The organism is Marinobacterium mangrovicola, assembly GCF_004339595.1.
Taxonomy (GTDB): Bacteria; Pseudomonadota; Gammaproteobacteria; order Pseudomonadales; family Balneatricaceae; genus Marinobacterium_D; species Marinobacterium_D mangrovicola.
In genome coordinates this window covers 300,357-318,159 of record NZ_SMFU01000007.1, presented here as the reverse complement: position 1 = coordinate 318,159, position 17,803 = coordinate 300,357, and the positions used below count along the sequence as shown (strand labels likewise).

19 protein-coding genes are annotated in these 17,803 nt (G+C 56.2%); 6 read left to right on the top strand and 13 right to left on the bottom strand.

Annotated elements, in window-relative coordinates:
- Window positions 1-3 precede the first annotated feature (3 nt).
- From fdxB to nifE, 6 genes are read right to left on the bottom strand one after another with little or no spacing between them, the layout of a single operon-like run.
- Entirely contained in the window at window positions 4-315 is a 312-nt protein-coding gene (gene fdxB / locus CLV83_RS02285) for a ferredoxin III, nif-specific (RefSeq protein ID WP_132286934.1), read from the bottom strand.
- An 18-nt stretch (window positions 316-333) separates the two neighbouring features.
- The gene (locus CLV83_RS02280) at window positions 334-540 is read right to left on the bottom strand and encodes a CCE_0567 family metalloprotein (protein ID WP_132286931.1); all 207 of its coding nucleotides are present in this window, start codon (window positions 538-540) and stop codon (window positions 334-336) included.
- Between the two features lie 24 nt (window positions 541-564).
- Window positions 565-1,032: a NifX-associated nitrogen fixation protein gene (locus CLV83_RS02275; RefSeq protein ID WP_132286928.1), complete on the bottom strand. Its 468-nt coding sequence runs from the start codon at window positions 1,030-1,032 to the stop codon at window positions 565-567.
- A gap of 34 nt (window positions 1,033-1,066) precedes the next feature.
- Window positions 1,067-1,540, bottom strand: a complete 474-nt coding sequence (locus CLV83_RS02270; protein ID WP_132286925.1) for a NifB/NifX family molybdenum-iron cluster-binding protein — start codon at window positions 1,538-1,540, stop codon at window positions 1,067-1,069.
- Between the two features lies 1 nt (window position 1,541).
- Window positions 1,542-2,924, bottom strand: a complete 1,383-nt coding sequence (gene nifN / locus CLV83_RS02265) for a nitrogenase iron-molybdenum cofactor biosynthesis protein NifN (RefSeq protein WP_132286922.1) — start codon at window positions 2,922-2,924, stop codon at window positions 1,542-1,544.
- Window positions 2,917-4,341 (bottom strand): nitrogenase iron-molybdenum cofactor biosynthesis protein NifE, encoded by a 1,425-nt coding sequence (gene nifE, locus CLV83_RS02260; RefSeq protein WP_132286919.1) that lies wholly within the window; start codon window positions 4,339-4,341, stop codon window positions 2,917-2,919. The genes nifN and nifE overlap by 8 nt, the downstream gene beginning before the upstream one ends.
- Window positions 4,342-4,688: 347 nt before the next feature.
- Between nifE and CLV83_RS02255 the strand changes: the two genes are divergently transcribed.
- A complete protein-coding gene (locus CLV83_RS02255) occupies window positions 4,689-5,636 on the top strand; it encodes an SPFH domain-containing protein (RefSeq protein WP_132286916.1) in 948 nt (315 codons plus the stop codon).
- A complete protein-coding gene (locus CLV83_RS02250; protein ID WP_132286913.1) occupies window positions 5,636-6,103 on the top strand; it encodes an NfeD family protein in 468 nt (155 codons plus the stop codon). The genes CLV83_RS02255 and CLV83_RS02250 overlap by 1 nt, the downstream gene beginning before the upstream one ends.
- A 116-nt stretch (window positions 6,104-6,219) precedes the next feature.
- Here the strand turns inward: CLV83_RS02250 and CLV83_RS02245 are convergent, their stop codons facing one another.
- The 7 genes from CLV83_RS02245 to nifH all read right to left on the bottom strand — a co-directional run bounded on the left by CLV83_RS02245 (window position 6,220) and on the right by nifH (window position 12,432).
- The gene (locus CLV83_RS02245) at window positions 6,220-6,963 is read right to left on the bottom strand and encodes a 4Fe4S-binding leucine-rich repeat protein (RefSeq protein ID WP_132286910.1); all 744 of its coding nucleotides are present in this window, start codon (window positions 6,961-6,963) and stop codon (window positions 6,220-6,222) included.
- Window positions 6,953-7,228 (bottom strand): DUF6129 family protein, encoded by a 276-nt coding sequence (locus tag CLV83_RS02240; protein WP_132286907.1) that lies wholly within the window; start codon window positions 7,226-7,228, stop codon window positions 6,953-6,955. Before CLV83_RS02240 ends, CLV83_RS02245 begins: the two co-directional genes overlap by 11 nt.
- On the bottom strand, window positions 7,225-7,941 hold the full coding sequence (locus CLV83_RS02235; RefSeq protein WP_132286904.1) for a dinitrogenase iron-molybdenum cofactor biosynthesis protein: 717 nt from the start codon (window positions 7,939-7,941) through the stop codon (window positions 7,225-7,227). The genes CLV83_RS02240 and CLV83_RS02235 overlap by 4 nt, the downstream gene beginning before the upstream one ends.
- A 13-nt stretch (window positions 7,942-7,954) precedes the next feature.
- Window positions 7,955-8,164: a putative nitrogen fixation protein NifT gene (gene nifT, locus CLV83_RS02230; protein WP_104002706.1), complete on the bottom strand. Its 210-nt coding sequence runs from the start codon at window positions 8,162-8,164 to the stop codon at window positions 7,955-7,957.
- Window positions 8,165-8,256: 92 nt separating this feature from the next.
- Window positions 8,257-9,828: a nitrogenase molybdenum-iron protein subunit beta gene (gene nifK / locus CLV83_RS02225; RefSeq protein WP_132286901.1), complete on the bottom strand. Its 1,572-nt coding sequence runs from the start codon at window positions 9,826-9,828 to the stop codon at window positions 8,257-8,259.
- 95 nt (window positions 9,829-9,923) lie between these two features.
- Entirely contained in the window at window positions 9,924-11,405 is a 1,482-nt protein-coding gene (gene nifD, locus CLV83_RS02220) for a nitrogenase molybdenum-iron protein alpha chain (protein WP_132286898.1), read from the bottom strand.
- A gap of 130 nt (window positions 11,406-11,535) precedes the next feature.
- On the bottom strand, window positions 11,536-12,432 hold the full coding sequence (nifH, locus tag CLV83_RS02215) for a nitrogenase iron protein (RefSeq protein WP_132286895.1): 897 nt from the start codon (window positions 12,430-12,432) through the stop codon (window positions 11,536-11,538).
- Between the two features lie 402 nt (window positions 12,433-12,834).
- Between nifH and CLV83_RS02210 the strand changes: the two genes are divergently transcribed.
- The 4 genes from CLV83_RS02210 (at window position 12,835) to CLV83_RS02195 (ending at window position 17,802) form a co-directional block, all read left to right on the top strand.
- Window positions 12,835-13,674, top strand: coding sequence for an SIR2 family protein (locus tag CLV83_RS02210; protein WP_132286892.1), 840 nt, complete (start codon window positions 12,835-12,837; stop codon window positions 13,672-13,674).
- Between the two features lie 281 nt (window positions 13,675-13,955).
- Entirely contained in the window at window positions 13,956-15,875 is a 1,920-nt protein-coding gene (locus tag CLV83_RS02205; RefSeq protein WP_132286889.1) for a methyl-accepting chemotaxis protein, read from the top strand.
- Between the two features lie 209 nt (window positions 15,876-16,084).
- A complete protein-coding gene (locus CLV83_RS02200; RefSeq protein WP_132286886.1) occupies window positions 16,085-16,498 on the top strand; it encodes a hypothetical protein in 414 nt (137 codons plus the stop codon).
- A gap of 29 nt (window positions 16,499-16,527) precedes the next feature.
- Entirely contained in the window at window positions 16,528-17,802 is a 1,275-nt protein-coding gene (locus CLV83_RS02195; RefSeq protein WP_132286883.1) for a tripartite tricarboxylate transporter TctB family protein, read from the top strand.
- Window position 17,803 lies beyond the last annotated feature (1 nt).

Below are 17,803 nucleotides of genomic sequence, written 5' to 3'. Positions count from 1 at the left end.
AAGTTAGGCCGCAGCCGGTTCGTGGCTATGACACTGTTTCGGACATACACGGAAGCAGGATTCGCAACCGATGCAGTCCTCCACATTGGCGATCGCCATCACCTTCATTTCATCGTCATCATCGTAATCGTCGTAGTCGTCATCATCGGCGTCGGCCAGGGCCTCGCCGCGATCCACCAGTTCGAAGACATCACGCGGGCAGACCTTGTAGCATCGGCCACACCCGATGCAGGTCTGCTGGTTCAGGTCGGTAATAAAACTGGGCACCCATTCGGCACCGCCGCGGGTGCGCCCTTTAATAAGCTCTGCAGACATTTCACGGTTCTCCTAGAGTCAGCTCTGAACGGAATCCAGCTTCTCCTGAGCGGATTTCCAGGCCAGACAGGCATCGACAGTTTTCTGCGCCAGATCGGGCAGTATTTCGTAGTCGGTCCAGAGGCTGTCCTCGACCACATCATGGACGGCAGAAGCACATTCGGTGGCGATACGCTTGGCTTTACGCGCTTCCTTCTGCAGTTTTTTCAGCTCTTCGTCGGTCATCTCTCCCCCTCCTGTATAACTGGATTAATCTTCCGCGGCGGCTCGGAACTTTTCGATGGTGCCCAGGGCGCGTACCACCAGCTTTTCACCCTCGGCATCCAGCTTATCGACGGAGTCAAAGCCAAAGCGATGCACATCGCGCAACGCCTTATCGACCACCACCAGCTTGCCGACCATGATCAGTGCGCGACCAAAGCCTTCATGGGTCAGGTTGATCATCGGCACTGCCATCAGGCCGCACTCCTGCTCCACACGGACCGCGATGGCGTTGTAGTATGCCTTTACGCGAGACATCACCACTTCATCGGGATCACCCACCACCGGAATCTCGCGACGGCGCTCTTTGGTCAGGATCATAGGATCCAGTACTTTTTCGTCGCTCCAGTTGTCGTAGGTGCCGTAGCTGTCCATGGCACGCAGTTGAACCACCATCTGTTTGACGAACGGGTTTTGCAGCGCCGGAGCGCCGGCTTCTACACACATCTCGCTCATAGTTGCTCTCCAGTTTTTTGGTGCGTGACCGGAACTACTCGTCCCAGCCTTCCGCCTCCATCGAATCGAATGCTTCAGGACCCAGCCTCTGGCGTTGGATCGCCTTGGCCAGCCAGCTCGAGGGCCCCGCCCTTAACTCCTCCTGCAACGCCGCCAACAGCTCGTCGATGGAGGTTTCGTCGGTGACCCTGACCGGTTGAATGCCCTGTGCCAGCAGTTGCCTGACCGCCGAGGCGCCACAGGCACGGCAGTAGATCGCTGCACAGCCCGAGAGCTGCTCGATCTTGGCCGGCAGCCGGTCTTCGTTGTCCTCTTCGGTCTGGTCGGAAAACTCACACACGGACAAAAGCCGGCTCTTCTCCACACCTACCGAAAAGATCGCGAATGCCCGAGCCGAGCCAAAATGCTGGTTGACGTAGTCCCGGTCCGTGGTGGCGAAGGCGACGCGCAGTATTTCTATATCCTCCGCACTGCCGACGACCTCTAGCCGTCGCGTCAGCGGTGTCATATCAGCCTCCCGAAGCCACTTTCAGGGCAGGTTCTTCATCCCGCTTCTGGGCATAAATCGAGTGATAGGGCTCGATCTCTTCATGCTGCGACAGCTTCAGATTCGAGATATCGAACAGGGTCTGCTGGATACCGCGATAGCCGCACCAGACACGCTGAAATCCACCCACATAGTCGTACTGAGGGAAGCCTGCGCGCAGCAGCGGCCTGTGAAGACGTGCAGAGGTTTCCGCCAGATGGCTGTTGCCGATCAGCAGCTCTGCACGAGCCGCTTTGGCATCATTTTCCAGGTCCTCAAGATCACCGATCTGCACCTCTTCCATGGCCAGCTCCTTCAGCGCAGGTCCCTTCGCGGGTGCCACCGCCGTAACCACTTCGCCGCCCATGCTGACCACCAGATCATGCAGCGCCAGCAGCAGATCCGGGTCGGCAGCGATCGCTACGCGCAGCTGGCCAAGCATAAAGTGGGTATCGAGCATCGCGTCCTGAAGCTGACTGCGGTGGCGGCGCCAACGCGTGGGCACCTCGTTGCCGGACAGCTGCGCAAGGGTCATCATCCAGCGATCAACCTGTTTCAGGCTGTGCAGATGGGGGAACTCGTGATTTTCCACTCCGGTACGCTGCTGCAGCAGTTCTGCAGCGGCCTGCATCGATGTACCGACTACCAGGGTCGCGCGGCTTTCGCAGGCGGTGGCCAGCTCATCCAGGGTGAGACCGCCAGTAGTAAGCGGGTTGAACTCTTCGGTGGGCAGATGGCCATCCAGCGAAGTGGACAGATCTGGGAGCAGCAGCGGACGCAGGCCAAAGCTTTCTATGCTGTCGCAGATAAACTCCAGGTCGCCCGGGGTCAGATGAGTACCGCAGATCACGTTCACCTGCTTGTGACGCAGGCCGGCACGGGAAGACTCGGGAACCAGCGCCTCGAAAATCGCTTTCATCGCCAGGGCATAGCCGGTCTCAAAACAGCCGCTGAAATCCGGCGTATTGGCCGCCACCACAGCAACCTTGTCGAACTCCGGGTGCTTACGCCGGAACTGACCGATAGCACCGCTCATGTCACAACCCTGGGTTTCAGCAAGACCTGTGCTGCAAAGGCCGATCAAAGCAGGTTTCTGTTTGTCGCTAATGGCACGCAGCGCTTCAACGATGTTGTCGTCGGCGCCCATGATCGAGCTGACCTGATCCATAGCTGTAGTCTGAAGCGGGATCGGCTCACGGAAGTGGCGCACAAAGAACACCTTGGCGAAGGCGGTACAGCCCTGACTGCCATGCATCAGCGGCATACTGCGGTTAAAACCAAGATATGCCAGAGCGGCACCCATGGTCTGGCTGGCCTTGAGCGGCGCGACCGCCAGTGGCTTTTTGCGCTTATGAATCTTAGCCATGCTTCACCTCCGCCAGCTGCAGGGGCTCGATGCTGTCGGAGCGCTCGCCCCAAGGTGCAGGCTCGCGCACCGCTTCCCAGATCGGACTTTCCATGGTCAGCGCCAGCTGACGCACCAGCTCCAGCATCCCTTCGTAGCCGGCGTAGCCGAACTCACGCTCCTGGTTGATATCGAGGAAAGGAATACGCGCTTTCAATGCGGTGTAGAGGTTACGACCACCGGCAATCAGGATGTCGGCCTTATAGTCATGGACGATCTGAATCAGCTCCTTGGCACCGCCCTCCTCGATCATCTTGGTGTCTTCACCCATGAGTTCGCGGATACGTGCCTTGTCTTCTTCGGTGGACTTCTTAGTGCCCGTAGCGACCACCTTCATGCCCAGATCCTGTAGCGCCGAGATCACCGACCAGGACTTCACACCGCCGGTATAAAGCAGTACACGCTTACCCTCGAGACGCGCGCGCCAAGGCTCCAGCGCGGCGCGGATGCGCTTCTCTTCCCTTTCGATCAGCGCTTCGGTACGTGCGGTCAGATCCGGATCATCGATCGCTTTGGCAAAGTCGCGCAGCGCCTGAGAAGTGTCGGTGATGCCGTAGAAGCTGCCCTCGAACCAGGGCACGCCATACTTGTCTTCCATCTTGCGTGCCACATTCAGCATCGCCTTGGAGCAAACCATCATAGTCACTTCCGCCCGGTGCATGGTCTGCACTTCACGGAAACGGGCATCGCCAGACAGGGTACAGAGCACGCGGATACCCAGCTCATCAAGCAGCGGCAGCACATGCCAGAACTCACCGGCGATGTTGTACTCGCCCACCAGATTGACGTCATGCACCTTGATACCTTCACGGCGCCCAGCCTCGGGAATCGGATCCGGCTCACGGGTGCCGATCACATGCTTGAACATCGCCTCCCCGGCAATGCGGTTGCCCAGGTTCTTGGTGCCGTAGAAACCGGCACCATCCACCGGTACCACAGGCGTACCCCAGCGCTCGGTGGCAGCCTTGCAGACCGCATCCACATCGTCACCGATCAGCGCGGGAACACAGGTGTTGTAAACGAAAATTGCGGAAGGGTTATAACCGTCTATCGCCTGCTTGATTGAATGAAACAGACGCTTTTCGCCCCGTCCCATGATCACATCCTGCTCGGTCAGATCCGTTGTCATACCGATGCGGTAGAGTGTCGGACCGCTGGAGCGGGTACCGCGGTTATCCCAGGAGCTACCGGCACAGGCGATGGGGCCGTGAACGATATGTGCCACATCGGCGATCGGCAGCAGCGCTATCTGGGCACCGTCAAAAGCACAACCACCGGCAGACGCACCAGGCTTGGGTTTGGCGCAACCGGACTTCTCTTTCTTGTTATGCTCGCAGGCTGGTTCGTCCAGCAGCTCAGCAATATCCTTCGCTTTCATGGCACCCTCCGGTTACACGGTGTTGATGGCTTTCAGACAAAGCAAAAGCATCTGTCAGTCATGGTCATCAACCCTGTTGCAACCGATGTGCCACGGATAAGCCTTTGATTTGTATGCTTGTTGTAGGAAGTAGATGTTACAAAGCCGACAATGCGGCGGGACAATCTCCGCTTACTGACATCCCGCTGTCATCCTGAGCGCTCGGCTAAGGAAGTTGGCACTAACTTCAGCTTCAATATCCGCAACCACAGCTGACACCCGTCAGCCCAGGTGCTGAATTTCTTTTATTGGTCAGGAGTGCGCCGTACACTCCGTTGTATCCACTACCCCCATAAAAGGATTTACCGATGGAAATCGTCGAGTTTCTGCTCAACAACCTGATCTCTGTGCCTGTTGCACTGCTGGTCTTTGCCCTGATTCTGCTTAAATCTTCGGTGATTTTTGTGCCCCAGAACCGGGCCTTCATGATCGAGCGCTTCGGCAAGTACCGGGCCACTAAAGAAGCGGGTCTTAACTTCCTGGTACCTTTTATCGATCGGGTGGCCGCTGACCGCTCCCTGAAGGAACAGGCCGTCGACGTTCCACAGCAGGGTGCGATCACCAAAGACAACATCTCACTCCATGTGGATGGCGTGCTCTATTTCCGTGTGCTCGACCCCTACAAAGCCACCTACGGCGTGGACGACTATGTCTTTGCAGTTACCCAGCTATCACAGACCACCATGCGTTCCGAACTGGGGAAGATGGAGCTGGATAAAACCTTCGAAGAGCGCGATGCGCTGAATACCAATATCGTCACCTCGATCAATGAAGCCGCCGGCCCCTGGGGCATCCAGGTACTGCGTTACGAGATCAAGGACATCATTCCGCCCCAGTCGGTGATGGAAGCGATGGAAGCACAGATGAAAGCGGAGCGTGTTAAACGCGCCCAGATTCTGGAATCCGAAGGTGACCGTCAGGCCGCGATCAACCGCGCCGAGGGTGAAAAACAGGCGATCGTGCTCGCGGCGGAAGCGGACAAGTCCGAGAAAATACTCAACGCAGAAGGTGAGGCTAAAGCGATCATCGCCGTGGCCGATGCCCAGGCCCAGGCGCTGAAAACAGTCGGTGAGCAGGCCAACACCGAAGAGGGTCAGAAAGCGATACAGCTGGACCTGGCCACCAAGGCGATCGAGGCCAAACAGGCGATCGCCAAGGAATCCTCCGTGGTTATCCTGCCGGACAATGCCACCGACGCCAGCTCGCTGGTGGCCCAGGCCACATCCATCATCAATCAGATCAACAAGAGTGCCTGATGGAGTTCTTAGCCACTTACCTGACCGAAGCCCTGGCTGTGCTGGGGATCGTTCTGCTCGCAATCGAGGTCGGCGTTCTGGGAGTCAGCACCCTGGTGCTACTGTTTGCCGGCATAGCGCTGCTCCTGACTTCAGTGTCGATGTATTTCGGCTGGATACCGGATACCTGGAAATGGGCACTGATTGCGACAACGGGCTATACGGTTCTCACGGGGCTGATTCTCTGGCCGATTTTCAAGCGAATCCAGCGCACATCGGCCTCAGATTACAAAGCGGTAAAGAGCGATCTGATCGGACACAGCTTTTATCTGCCCGAGGACACCTCTGTGCAGCAGCCGGCAAACTACCGTTTCTCTGGTGTGGATTGGAAGCTTATCAGCCAGGATGATCTGTCCAAGGGAACGCTGGTTGAGGTGGTGGACCTGCAGGTAGGCCAACTGTTTATAAGAGCTAAAGAGTCCGACTGATCCGGAATGGTATCAGGCTGAAGTGGAGATCTGATTCCCCTGCCCTGTACGCCCTCAGTCGCTTGAAGCCCTTGAGCTGGAATAAACGTAAAGAACCCGCCTGAGCGCGGGTTCTTTCAATTTTGCGGCCCGAGGCGAGAATTGACCAGATCCCGAACCTCCGGGTCCGGGTCGTTTCTGAGGCTCTCCAACGCTTCCAGCGGCGCATCCAGCGCTGCCGCCAGGCGAACGGTCCAGTCATCGTCCTTCAGCATAGGAACAACGGCATCACCTTCCAGGCGATCGGCGACTATCCTGCGGATCTCCGCTTCCGGGTCATTCATCATCAACCCCAGACTGACTTCGGGCAGGCGCCGCGCCACCAGCTTGCGTACCTGCCGGTCGGGGTCACGGATCATGCGGAACAAACGTCCCTGGGGCAGGCGCTGGGTGACATAGGCTCGTACCAGGTAGTCTGGATCATCGGCCAGTTTCTCGAGCTGCTCCACCGGAATACGGTCGGCAACGGTGATGCGTACCTCGCGGTCATCATCGTCGATCAACGCCAGCAGTTTTTCACGCGGCAGGCGATAAGCCACGGCGCGCCGCACTGCCTCATCAGGATCACGGATCAGCTTGTCGAGAGCATCCAGCGGTGCGTAACGGACGGCGATGGCACGACGCTCCCAGAAGGAGTCCTGCAGGTAGTAGATCGCCAGGTGCGGATTAACCCTCAAAAAACGGTCGATCTGCCGCCCACTGTGCGCAGCGATACAGACATCACCGGGCACGCAGCGTCCTGACAGCAGCAGCTCGGCCTTGAAGCGACAAAAACGGCAATCAGCGACCGGAGTCAGATCGCCGCCTTGCTCAGTCGTCATCCGCAATCACCTCGGCCAGTACCACGCCGGATGCGTTTTCGGCATCGTTGGAGAGTTTGGAGCAATGCTCGCTGGAGTTCACCAGGTAAAGGTTGAAGGTGTCGTACTCTTTCCAGGGCTTGGCCGTTGCACCGATATCGTCATCAAAGCACCAGGTGAAGTGGTAGTCCGGATATTTAACGCGCAGATCGGCGATCAGCGGCTCACCCATCACCTGGGACGCAGCGAACTCGGCAATTTCATTAAGAGTCGTTTCAGTGATCATGCGAACTCCTCCTCGTCCTGGCGGAAACGGATACGTTCTTCGGCATCAACCCCCATCACCTTGGCGAGCCAGGGCGGCGGGTTGTTTCCGATGACACCCATAAGCTCAACCATCAGCTCGGAGGCCTCACCGCCATCGGGCAGCTTCACCGGATGCAGACCGGCACGCACCACTTTGGCGGCAGCGGGACCACCGATGGAGACGGTGTAGAGCAGCTGACAATCTTCGATCAGGCCGGCCCGATAGATGTTTTTGTCCTCTTCATCTGGCGTCTTCCCTGCACTGCGAATATCCACCAGCCGAACTTCAGCGTCGGATACCTGATAGATCAGAAAACGGGCACAGGAGCCGAAGTGGCCATCTATTCGGGTGTCATGATTGGATGCACAGGCAATGCGGATAGAGCCCGGCATATCACCTTCCGCATAGGATTGGGTCTCGGGCAACGATTCTTCGCCAGCCTCAACATTAACACCTATGCCTTTGAGCAGATTAAGCGCGGCTTTCAGGTGCGCCGTATCGATCTCGGCAAGCTCTTCATTGGCCGCCGCTTTCAGCTTGGCTACCTTAAGCCGGCCCAGCTTGGTCGGTGTGATCGGCAGACCCAGCGCCGAGACCAGCACGGTCATAAGGCGTTTGGGGTCGGTGTCGGGAAGCGCCCGGGCGGCAAGCCCGATACGCAGAGCAACTTCGGGGGAAAGTTTATCTGCCATGGCACTGTCCTCTTTATCCGCGCTTGGCGCGCAGGGTGATCGGCAGCTTGGGCGGAGCATCGAGCGGATCGATGTAGTAGCGGGTACCATCGGTCAGTTCGATAGTGCCACCCCAGCTGTCATCTGAAGTAAATTCGATGGAAGAGATCTCATCTTCCTGGTCCTTCTTGGCAACGTACAACGTCATTTTGCCTTCGTTCTGACGGATCATTACGTTTGGCATCACAGCTTTCCTCTTAGTGGAGAAACTCTTGGCGGGAAAGAACCGGGGCTGTAATCAGCCCCGGTTCGGTTCCGTTCAACTCACAGGGTCGATTAACGAACCAGGTCGTAGTTGAAGTCGGTGGTCTGCATGCCGCGTGTTTCGTCGTCGAGACGATCCAGAACAGCGTTGACGATGGTGGTCAGCATCTGCATGGCACCTTCGTAACCGAGGGTAGTCTGGCGATGCAGGTGATGACGATCGAAGATCGGGAATCCAAGACGGATCAGCGGTACTTCGAACTCCTTGCCCTTGTACAGGGTGTCACGGGAGATCTCTTTACCGTAGGAGTTACCGATCAGGAAGTCCGGCTTGTTGGTGAAGCACAGGGAACGCATGTGCCACAGGTCCTTACCGATATGCACTGTGCTGTCAGCACCGTACGGAGACTCGGACAGGATCTTCTCCATCTCTTTCTTCCAGCGCTTGTTAGCGTGGTTGCAAAGAATATGGATCGGCTCTGCGCCCAGCTCCATCAGGAACTTGGTCAGACCCATGACGAAGTCAGCATCACCGTAGAGCGCGAACTTCTTGCCGTGCAGCCAGGTGTGGGAATCGGTCATCATGTCGACCAGACGGCCACGCTCAAGCTCCAGAGCAGCGCCTACAGGCTTGCCAGTGATTTCCGATACTTTCATCAGGAAGTCATCGGTGTACTCCAGGCCCATCGGGATCTTCAGCTTGGGTACTTCGTGCTTCCAGGTGTTTTTGACGAATTTCTCGGTTTTCACCAGCTGCCAGGGCTGCAGCATGATGGTGTTCAGCGCGTTCGGAGCATCCTTGATCTCGTCAAGGGTAGTACCGCCTTCATACATGCGGAACTGGCCATCGGCCGGAGTATCGAGCACTTCTGACGGATCAGACAGCAGGGTCGCATCGACACCCATGTCAGCCATCATTCGCTTCATGACACGGAAGTTACCCAGGTAGGTTTCGAAGCCCGGCACCAGGTTCAGTTTGCCGCTCTTACCTACTTCCTTGTCTTCCATGAAGTTCAGGGTGAAGTAACGGGCGATACCTTCGAACATGTTGTCCCAGCCAGTGGTATGGCTGCCGACGAAGCTCGGCGTGTGCGCGAACGGAGTCGGGTAGTCCTGCTCAATATGACCTTCCTTCTTGGCGTTGCCGATGAAGGCGTTCAGGTCATCACCGATAACCTCGGCCATACAAGTGGTGGATACAGCGATCATTTCCGGCTTGTACAGAGCCTTGGCGTTTTCCAGGCCGTCGAACATGTTCTTCTGGCCACCGAATACTGCCGCATCTTCAGTCATGGAGTCAGATACGCAGGATACCGGCTCTTTGAAATGACGGTTGAAGTAGGTACGGAAATAAGCAACGCAACCCTGGGAACCGTGCACATAAGGCAGGGTCTTTTCAAAACCCAGAGCGCAGAGTACAGAACCAAGCGGCTGACAGGCCTTCGCCGGGTTCACGGTCAGAGCTTCACGCTGGAAGTTCAGTTCCTGATACTCTTCAGTGGTGGTCCACTGGAACACTTCGTCGATCTTGGCTTGCGGATGCTTCTCTTCGAAGTTATCGCGCTTGCTGGCCAGCATATCCTGGTATTCGTCTTCAAGGAAAAGCGGATAGCTCGGCTTGATGTTGTCTACTGACTGACTCATTTCAATCTCTCCTCCCGCGCCACTAATCTGTGAACTGACGGGTCAAAGTGGGTAGTGGGGTTCACGGCGTAGCGGCCGTGAACCTTTCAGCCAACTCAGGCGCTGGCAGCAACGGCGGAATCTTCTGCCGCGTCTGCTTTCCAGGGAGCCTGAAGCTTTTTCCAGCAGGGGTTGTTCAGGGTCATGTCCATATCACGGGCGAAGATCGCGAAACCGTCGTAACCGTGGTACGGACCTGAGTAGTCCCAGCTGTGCATCTGACGGAAAGGGATACCCATCTTCTGGAAGATGAATTTCTCTTTGATACCAGAGCCGATCAGGTCAGGCTTAACTTTCTTAACGAACTCTTCGAATTCGTAGCCGGTCACATCATCGTAAAGCAGGGTAGCGTTACCCATTTCCTTGATGGTGCGATCGTAATCGTCGTTGTGCGCGAACTCGTAGCCGGTACCAACCACTTCCATACCCAGATCTTCGTAAGCACCGATCACGTGACGCGGGCGCAGACCACCGACGTACAGCATGACGCGCTTGCCTTCGAGACGCGGACGGAACTTGTCGATAACAGCCTGGTACTCGAGCTTGTACTTGGCGATAACCTCTTCCGCTTTCTTCTGGATAGACTCGTCGAAGTGGGAAGCGATTTTGCGCAGAGACTCGTCGGTTTTGGTCGGACCGAAGAAGTTGTATTCAACCCAGGGAATACCGTACTTCTCTTCCATGTGACGAGAGATGTAGTTCATGGAGCGGTAGCAGTGAACCAGGTTCAGCTTGACCTTCGGAGTCAGCTCCATCTCGGCGATGGTGCCGTCACCGGACCACTGAGCCACAACCCGCAGACCCATCTCTTCCAGCAGAATGCGAGAAGACCAGGCGTCACCACCGATGTTGTAGTCACCGATGATCGCTACGTCGTACGGCGTGGTTTCAAAGCTGTTGTCGTCGTCACGCTTGTCCAGCGCCCAGTCACGAACAGCATCGTTCGCGATGTGGTGACCCAGAGACTGGGATACGCCACGGAAGCCTTCACAGCGCACCGGGACAACGGTCTTGCCGGTGTCTTTGGTGGCCTTTTTGGCTACGGCTTCGATGTCGTCACCGATCAGACCGATCGGGCACTCGGACTGGATGGAAACGCCTTTGTTCAGCGGGAACAGGGTTTCAACTTCTTCCAGCAGTTTGGCCAGCTTCTTGTCGCCGCCGAATACGATGTCCTTCTCCTGGAAATCAGAAGTGAAGTTCATGGTAACGAAGGCGTTGATGCCGGTGGTGCCGATGTAGTAGTTGCGACGGCCGTTACGGGAGTACTGACCACAACCAACCGGACCGTGAGAGATGTGGATCATGTCCTTGATCGGACCCCAGACCACACCCTTGGAACCGGCGTATGCACAACCACGAATGGTCATTACACCCGGCAGGGATTTTTTGTTAGAAGTGATGCACTTCTTGGACTGCTCTACAGACTGATCGTTGGTTGCCAGGTGCTTGGCACGATCTTTCTTGGCTTTTGCAGGATAGACTTCGAGCACTTCATTGATAAGCGCATCGGTCTCTTCACGTGACATGACAGACATGACCTGTCTCCTTTACATGTTGGGTTGCGAACAGAGGCTAATCTGCCCCATGCTCGTCCTCGGAGCGGGCAGCCCCCGGAACTACCGGGAGGCCCCCCGTCCTGCCGACAACTTGCAATACCAGACCGAATTACTCTTCAGCCGCAGTCTTACCGATGATGCTGGCGTCTTCCTCGTCCATGATGCCGAATTCCATCAGCAGAGCTTCGAGCTCATCCATGGTTACCGGAGTCGGGATGACCAGCAGTTTGTTGTCTACGACTTTCTGTGCCAGAGCGCGGTACTCGTCAGCCTGCTTGGCGGACGGGTCGTACTCGATCACAGTCATACGACGGATTTCGGCACGCTGTACCACGTTGTCACGCGGAACGAAGTGGATCATCTGAGTACCCAGCTTCGCAGCCAGGGCTTCGATCAGTTCATCTTCGCGGTCAGTCTGACGGCTGTTGCAGATCAGGCCAGCGAGACGTACGCCACCGGAATTAGCGTATTTCACGATACCCTTGGAGATGTTGTTGGCAGCGTACATAGCCATCATCTCGCCGGAGCATACGATGTAGATTTCCTGAGCTTTGTTTTCGCGGATCGGCATAGCGAAGCCACCGCATACAACGTCACCCAGTACGTCGTAGAATACGAAGTCGAGATCGTCTTCGTAGGCGCCTTCCTCTTCGAGGAAGTTGATAGCGGTGATTACACCGCGGCCGGCGCAACCAACACCCGGCTCAGGACCACCAGACTCGACGCACTTAACTTCGCCGTAGCCAGTTTTCATTACATCTTCAAGTTCCAGGTCTTCCACGGTGCCGGCTTCAGCAGCCATTTCCATGATGGTGTTCTGGGCCTTGGAGTGCAGGATCAGACGGGTAGAATCTGCTTTCGGGTCACAGCCGACGATCATGACTTTCTTGCCAGCTTCGGCCAGGGCAGCTACCAGGTTCTGTGTAGTGGTAGACTTACCGATGCCGCCTTTTCCGTAGATTGCACATTGACGCATTGCCATAGTGTTGCTCCTCGTTTCGGACATTGCTTCCGAGCCCAGACTCACAGCCATTTACTGAGTCGCCTCGGCCTTCGTAACTTCCCGCTACTCGTTGCGAAAGCTGTACCAAAACTGGCACCCACTAATATCCCCCTGTTTTTTAAAGGAATTATATTCACCACCTCTGAATTGGCAGCCTCGATGTCACGACAAAGAGGGGGGCGTCTGTCGTAACAACAACAATAAACCCTGCGTTTTGTCAGGGCTTATACCTCTGTCGAAAATGCGACAATCAGCCACATCTTTACCCACGCCACCCTGCGCTCACCCCTTCCATCTCTTTCAAATCATAGACTTAGCCGTGGCGTAACTATTGCAGTTCGTCTGTATGGCCCGATTTCCAGTCACGGGTCTCCACTGTCCGAACCCAACATGAAAGGCCCTGCCATGTATAAAGAGCTAATTGAAGGTATTCAGAACGGAAAGATCGTCCCCTACCTCGGCGCCGGTGCGCTCAAGGATGTAACCAGCAAAGCTGACGGCAGCCCGATCCCGGCTGATAGCGACAGCCTTATCCTGGCGATGAACAACGGCCAGCCAATGGCGCCACGGCTGATGTATGAATTCCCGCGGGCCGCCATGAGTATGGAAAACAAGAAGGGTCGCAGCTTCGTCACCCGTTTCCTTAACGAGACCTACGGCGAAAAGCAGTGGACCCGCGGTCAACTGCATGACTGGCTGGCCGATCTCAAGCCCAATTATGTGATCGACGTAAACCGAGACACCCAGCTGCTGGAGAGCTACGCCAATACGGAACACACCCTGATCATGGGCGTGGCACGTATTATGGCGAGCAATTATCGCTTCAAGATCTTCCACTACGACGGCAGCAGCTATAAGGAGATCGAGCAGAGCGAGGTCAACGCAGGCCTGCCGATCCTGTTTAAGCCGCTGGGGGCGCCACAACCGGAGGCCAACTACATCGCAGCGGATGCCGATTTTGTCGACTACATCACAGAGTTGATGGGTGGTTTTGCGATCCCCTCTTTCCTGAAGGAATACCGCAAGCAGAAACAGTACCTGTTCCTGGGTATGCGTTTTACCCGTGATACCGAACGCATGGTGATGAGCGATATCATCTATTCCGCTGACGAACCAGCCGGTTGGGCATTTATTCCTGAGCCCAACGACAAAGAGCGCCGTTTCTGCAAATTGAAGAAGATCGAAATCATCGAAGAGGACTGGACCGCTTTGCTGAATGCCGAAGCTGTTCGCGCCTCAGCCTGATCAACGCCACCCGCTTCGGCTAAAGCAGATCGAAGCGGGTACCTATAATCCCGCGTAACGCCCTACCCGTGCAGTTTTCCCGTATTCCCCCTTCCAGCCAAAACACGAAGCCCGATAAAAGTCTCGAAAAAGAGACTTTTGTTCATAAAAACCATCTAGACTTTAGTGGTAAACAGCAGACTATTAGGGTACTTTTTGACCACTATCATGGACTTAAACCCATTTAGGCAGGATGCAAAGCCCACTATCGATCATTACGATCTCGTTTTCCTGGAGCGGTAATGTCACTGCAGCGCAAATTTATCCTTTCCCTGACTATCGCCGTCGTTGTGTTCGGCGTTATCAGCGTGATCCTAGCGGTCAATAAAAAGTCCGGCGAAATTCAGACACAGGTCGAAAACGAAACCAGCCAACTCAGTAACGAAACCACCCGCCTGCTTGATGTCACCAACAGCATCATGTCGGAACGCGTACAGAGCAGCATGAAGCTGCTGATGCAGCGTGGCATGGACAAGGGTGAAGCTCGCCAGGGTCCCCGCATTTCGGTGGGCGACAGGAGCGTGCCAAACCTGATGCTCGGCGGTGAAGGCCAGGCCAATAATTTCACTCTGGTGGATGAGCTGACCGACGTGATGGGCGGTACCGCAACCCTGTTCAGCCGCGATGGAAACGACTTTGTGCGGGTGTCGACCAATGTCGTCAAAGACGGGAAACGCGCCATCGGCACTCTGCTAGCCCCTCAGGGCAAGGCGATGGCGGCAATCAGACAGGACCGTGCTTACTACGGCGAGGTAGATATACTCGGCCAGCCCTACCTGACCGGCTATGCACCGATCGAAGGCGAAAGCGGCACCATCGGTATCTGGTATGTGGGCTACTCCGCCGACCTTGAGGCCCTGGAAACCTCCATCGCAGGCGCCCGTATCCTCGACAACGGCTTTGTCGCTCTGCGCGACGGTAAAGGCCAGATTCGCATCACCTCTGACCATATGACGGCGGATCAGGTGAACGCCATCGCTGCAGATCCGGGCGATGACTGGACCGTCAAAGTGGTGCCCTACACGCCCTGGGGCTACGACCTGATTCTTGGCTACTCCAACACCGAGGTCAGCGGCCTGATCCAAAAAGAAGCCCTCATGCAGATCGGTTTCGTTGTCGCTGCAGGTGTGTTGCTGATCGTGGTTCTATCGCTGCTGGTTCATCGAATGGTGGGGCGTCCGATGGGCAATTACATCAAGGCGATCGATAACCTGGCCAATGGTGAGGGGGATCTCACCATGCGCTTTGACGAATCCGGCAACGACGAGTTTGGCCATATGGCCAAGGGCTTTAACAAACTGCTACAGCGCATCCAGCAAACCATTGCCGATTCGCGCCAGGCAGCCACCGAACTCACTCACGCGGCACAGGAACTCTCCCGTATCGCCGGCCAGTCCAGCGAAGCGGTCAGCGCGCTCAGCCGCGAGACCGAACAGGTCGCTGCAGCGACCCACGAGATGAGCCAGTCTGCCGAGGCGGTCACCCAGGGCGCAGCGTCTGCCGAACAGCACGCCCGCGAAGCCAATGCAGAGGTGAGCCATGCCGGCGACAGCCTGCTGAAAACCATTGCCGATATCGAGCAGCAAGCTAACGAGATTCAGGCATCAACCGATGCGGTGAACGAACTGGCCAGCGCATCCAACGATATCAGCGGCGTACTGGAAGTGATCCGCGGTGTCGCCGAGCAAACCAACCTGCTGGCACTGAATGCTGCCATTGAGGCCGCTCGGGCCGGGGAACAGGGTCGCGGTTTTGCCGTGGTCGCCGACGAAGTGCGCTCACTGGCATCGCGGACTCAAGCCTCCACCGAGGAGATCCGCCAGATGGTCGAACGTCTGCAAAAAGGTGCCGAAGCGGCCTCCAGCCGCATGAGCGCAACCCAGACCGGCGCCATCAACAATGCCAACAGCGCCCGCGAGGCCGGCGAGATGCTGAACAGTGTGCTGGAAGCGGTCAATCGCATCACCGTTGCCAACACCGAGATCGCCAGCGCCTCGGGCCAGCAGCAACAGGTGTCTAACGAGGTTAGCCGTAACGTAGAAGGCATTCGCGAGGCGGGTGAGCGCAGCGCCGAATACTCCACCCACACCTACGATGCCTGTGATGCCCTGACCAAGCTGGCGGAAAAACTGGACAGCCAGCTGGCCCATTACAAAGTTTAAACTGCTCCGTTAACACAGCCCCCGGCCAACTTTACGCGTCGGGGGCTCAATCCGCTTAGCGCATCGGCTTTGCGGCACTACTGAAACCATCTCATGTAGCCGGCCATAAGCCCGTACTTCGCCTTTACACCCTACACACACTCTGGCTAGATAAACGGCAACTAAAGTGCCACCGACAAACGCCTATTAACCGAGAATAAGCGGTCTGCATGAAAAAATATTCAATATATAAATATCTGATTATATTAATATTTTCATTTGGCAATAATATGGGTTATGCGTCGGAGCCGAAAAGCGGCGCCCCCTACCTGCAAAGCTTACAAGCGATATCCCACATCGAAGGCAACGGCAGTAACGAGCTGCTGACGCTGCTCAGAGAATCTTCCGACCATCTCAGTAAAGACTGGTCCAGCCCACTGGCAGTAGAAATCGTTCGGGTCTTTAACCTGCTGCTCAATGCCGATCAAAACTACTTTTTGGTTGAGCTGATCGAACCCGCCGTTGAAGGCCAGCCCGTTAAATTCCCGCCTCTGCTGGAAAAAGGGCTTTCCCATGAGAACTATCAGCTTTACAGAGAGTTACTTGAGATAGAACGCCGCGAAGAAATAGAAGGCAACGGCTGAATTCGTAAAGACTAACCTGGTCACCCCTGATGTCAGACAAGCTCACACACGCAAGACCTCCACAATCGCTGGACTTCCCCATCGTAGTTGAAGAGTGCTTCTTCAAACCCGGGCAGCACATTTCAGAAGGCGACAAACTTTATATCTTTAAAGACGCGTCCGGCCGAAAGGTGATTATGCGTTCCCCGTTGACCGGCAATGTGGCCGAAGGCCCTGTGTCAGTGGGGTCAGCACTCCCGAAAGGGATGCCCGTCGTGGGCGTGTACGCTACAGATTCTTCAGGCACAAAAACTAATAAACGAACCGATCAAAAGGCAGCGCCAGAAAAGCCCGCAACTGCAAAGCCCGTTCGCGACACGGCGCACACGCCTGGCGCAAACAGTTCAGACAAGGTATCCCAAGCAGTCAAGACGGCGCGAGAAACAGCGCCCTCCGGATTGATGCGAAGATTCTGGAGCAGCGATAATCCGGAAGTTACCTGGGGTGGAGCCGGGCCGGCTTTCAGGCTCGCTATTTTTTATGCGCTTCTGGTGGTGATATTTAACCTTGCGCTGCGCATTGCCTTTCCAGACCTGGGTTTGGAAAGCCGGGTATTACCATCGATTGGCTTGATTCTCCTGGCGGTCTGGCTGACGCTACTGAAAGCAAGCCGGTGGCGCCGACGCCCCTCTCCCGCAGGGCTTTACGCGACGCTGATCCCACTGGTTATGGCCGGTCTCTTTGTATCGATCCTGCCAGACAAAGGGCTGGCCAAAGCGACCGGGTTCCGTGCCGACAATTTATGGGCGTTTCTCCAGAAATTCGATAACAACGAAGCGCCGTTTATCACGGAGTCCACTCCTTCCGAAACCTCGCCGACTGCGCCCTCTTCCCATCCTGAGCGGGCAATAGTCTCAGAGCCTTCCCGCTGCATTGTGGAAATAGTTCAGCATTGTGAGGGGGCCTACAGTAGCAGTGTAAAAAAATGGTCGATTGTGAAACGCTACCAAAGCAATCTGCCAGCCGACCTTTGCTCCCAGGGCGTCCAGGCAATGGCTTACAATGCTAACAGCGGAGAGTTCTCCTACCCGGGGGACTTTCCCTCGCGCTTTAAACCAACGGTCGAACCGATGCTTGAGACGTTTGAACAGGGTCTTAAAACCCATCACGCCAACTGCTCAGTGATGCCATGGAGCGCAGCGACACTGAAGATTATCCCCAGAGAAGAGCTGTCCACTATGCCCGGCGGCAACAGGAAATGTACCTCCAGCCCTCAACCCACCGGCAGCGACTCGGTCAGCAGTTATGTCTGTGCCCGTTTCTAGC

Coding starts and splice junctions, on each gene's coding strand:
- fdxB (WP_132286934.1), bottom strand. CDS start 315: ATGTCTGCAGAGCTTATTAAAGGGCGCACCCGCGGCGGTGCCGAATGG.
- CLV83_RS02280 (WP_132286931.1), bottom strand. CDS start 540: ATGACCGACGAAGAGCTGAAAAAACTGCAGAAGGAAGCGCGTAAAGCC.
- CLV83_RS02275 (WP_132286928.1), bottom strand. CDS start 1,032: ATGAGCGAGATGTGTGTAGAAGCCGGCGCTCCGGCGCTGCAAAACCCG.
- CLV83_RS02270 (WP_132286925.1), bottom strand. CDS start 1,540: ATGACACCGCTGACGCGACGGCTAGAGGTCGTCGGCAGTGCGGAGGAT.
- nifN (WP_132286922.1), bottom strand. CDS start 2,924: ATGGCTAAGATTCATAAGCGCAAAAAGCCACTGGCGGTCGCGCCGCTC.
- nifE (WP_132286919.1), bottom strand. CDS start 4,341: ATGAAAGCGAAGGATATTGCTGAGCTGCTGGACGAACCAGCCTGCGAG.
- CLV83_RS02255 (WP_132286916.1), top strand. CDS start 4,689: ATGGAAATCGTCGAGTTTCTGCTCAACAACCTGATCTCTGTGCCTGTT.
- CLV83_RS02250 (WP_132286913.1), top strand. CDS start 5,636: ATGGAGTTCTTAGCCACTTACCTGACCGAAGCCCTGGCTGTGCTGGGG.
- CLV83_RS02245 (WP_132286910.1), bottom strand. CDS start 6,963: ATGACGACTGAGCAAGGCGGCGATCTGACTCCGGTCGCTGATTGCCGT.
- CLV83_RS02240 (WP_132286907.1), bottom strand. CDS start 7,228: ATGATCACTGAAACGACTCTTAATGAAATTGCCGAGTTCGCTGCGTCC.
- CLV83_RS02235 (WP_132286904.1), bottom strand. CDS start 7,941: ATGGCAGATAAACTTTCCCCCGAAGTTGCTCTGCGTATCGGGCTTGCC.
- nifT (WP_104002706.1), bottom strand. CDS start 8,164: ATGCCAAACGTAATGATCCGTCAGAACGAAGGCAAAATGACGTTGTAC.
- nifK (WP_132286901.1), bottom strand. CDS start 9,828: ATGAGTCAGTCAGTAGACAACATCAAGCCGAGCTATCCGCTTTTCCTT.
- nifD (WP_132286898.1), bottom strand. CDS start 11,405: ATGTCTGTCATGTCACGTGAAGAGACCGATGCGCTTATCAATGAAGTG.
- nifH (WP_132286895.1), bottom strand. CDS start 12,432: ATGTCCGAAACGAGGAGCAACACTATGGCAATGCGTCAATGTGCAATC.
- CLV83_RS02210 (WP_132286892.1), top strand. CDS start 12,835: ATGTATAAAGAGCTAATTGAAGGTATTCAGAACGGAAAGATCGTCCCC.
- CLV83_RS02205 (WP_132286889.1), top strand. CDS start 13,956: ATGTCACTGCAGCGCAAATTTATCCTTTCCCTGACTATCGCCGTCGTT.
- CLV83_RS02200 (WP_132286886.1), top strand. CDS start 16,085: ATGAAAAAATATTCAATATATAAATATCTGATTATATTAATATTTTCA.
- CLV83_RS02195 (WP_132286883.1), top strand. CDS start 16,528: ATGTCAGACAAGCTCACACACGCAAGACCTCCACAATCGCTGGACTTC.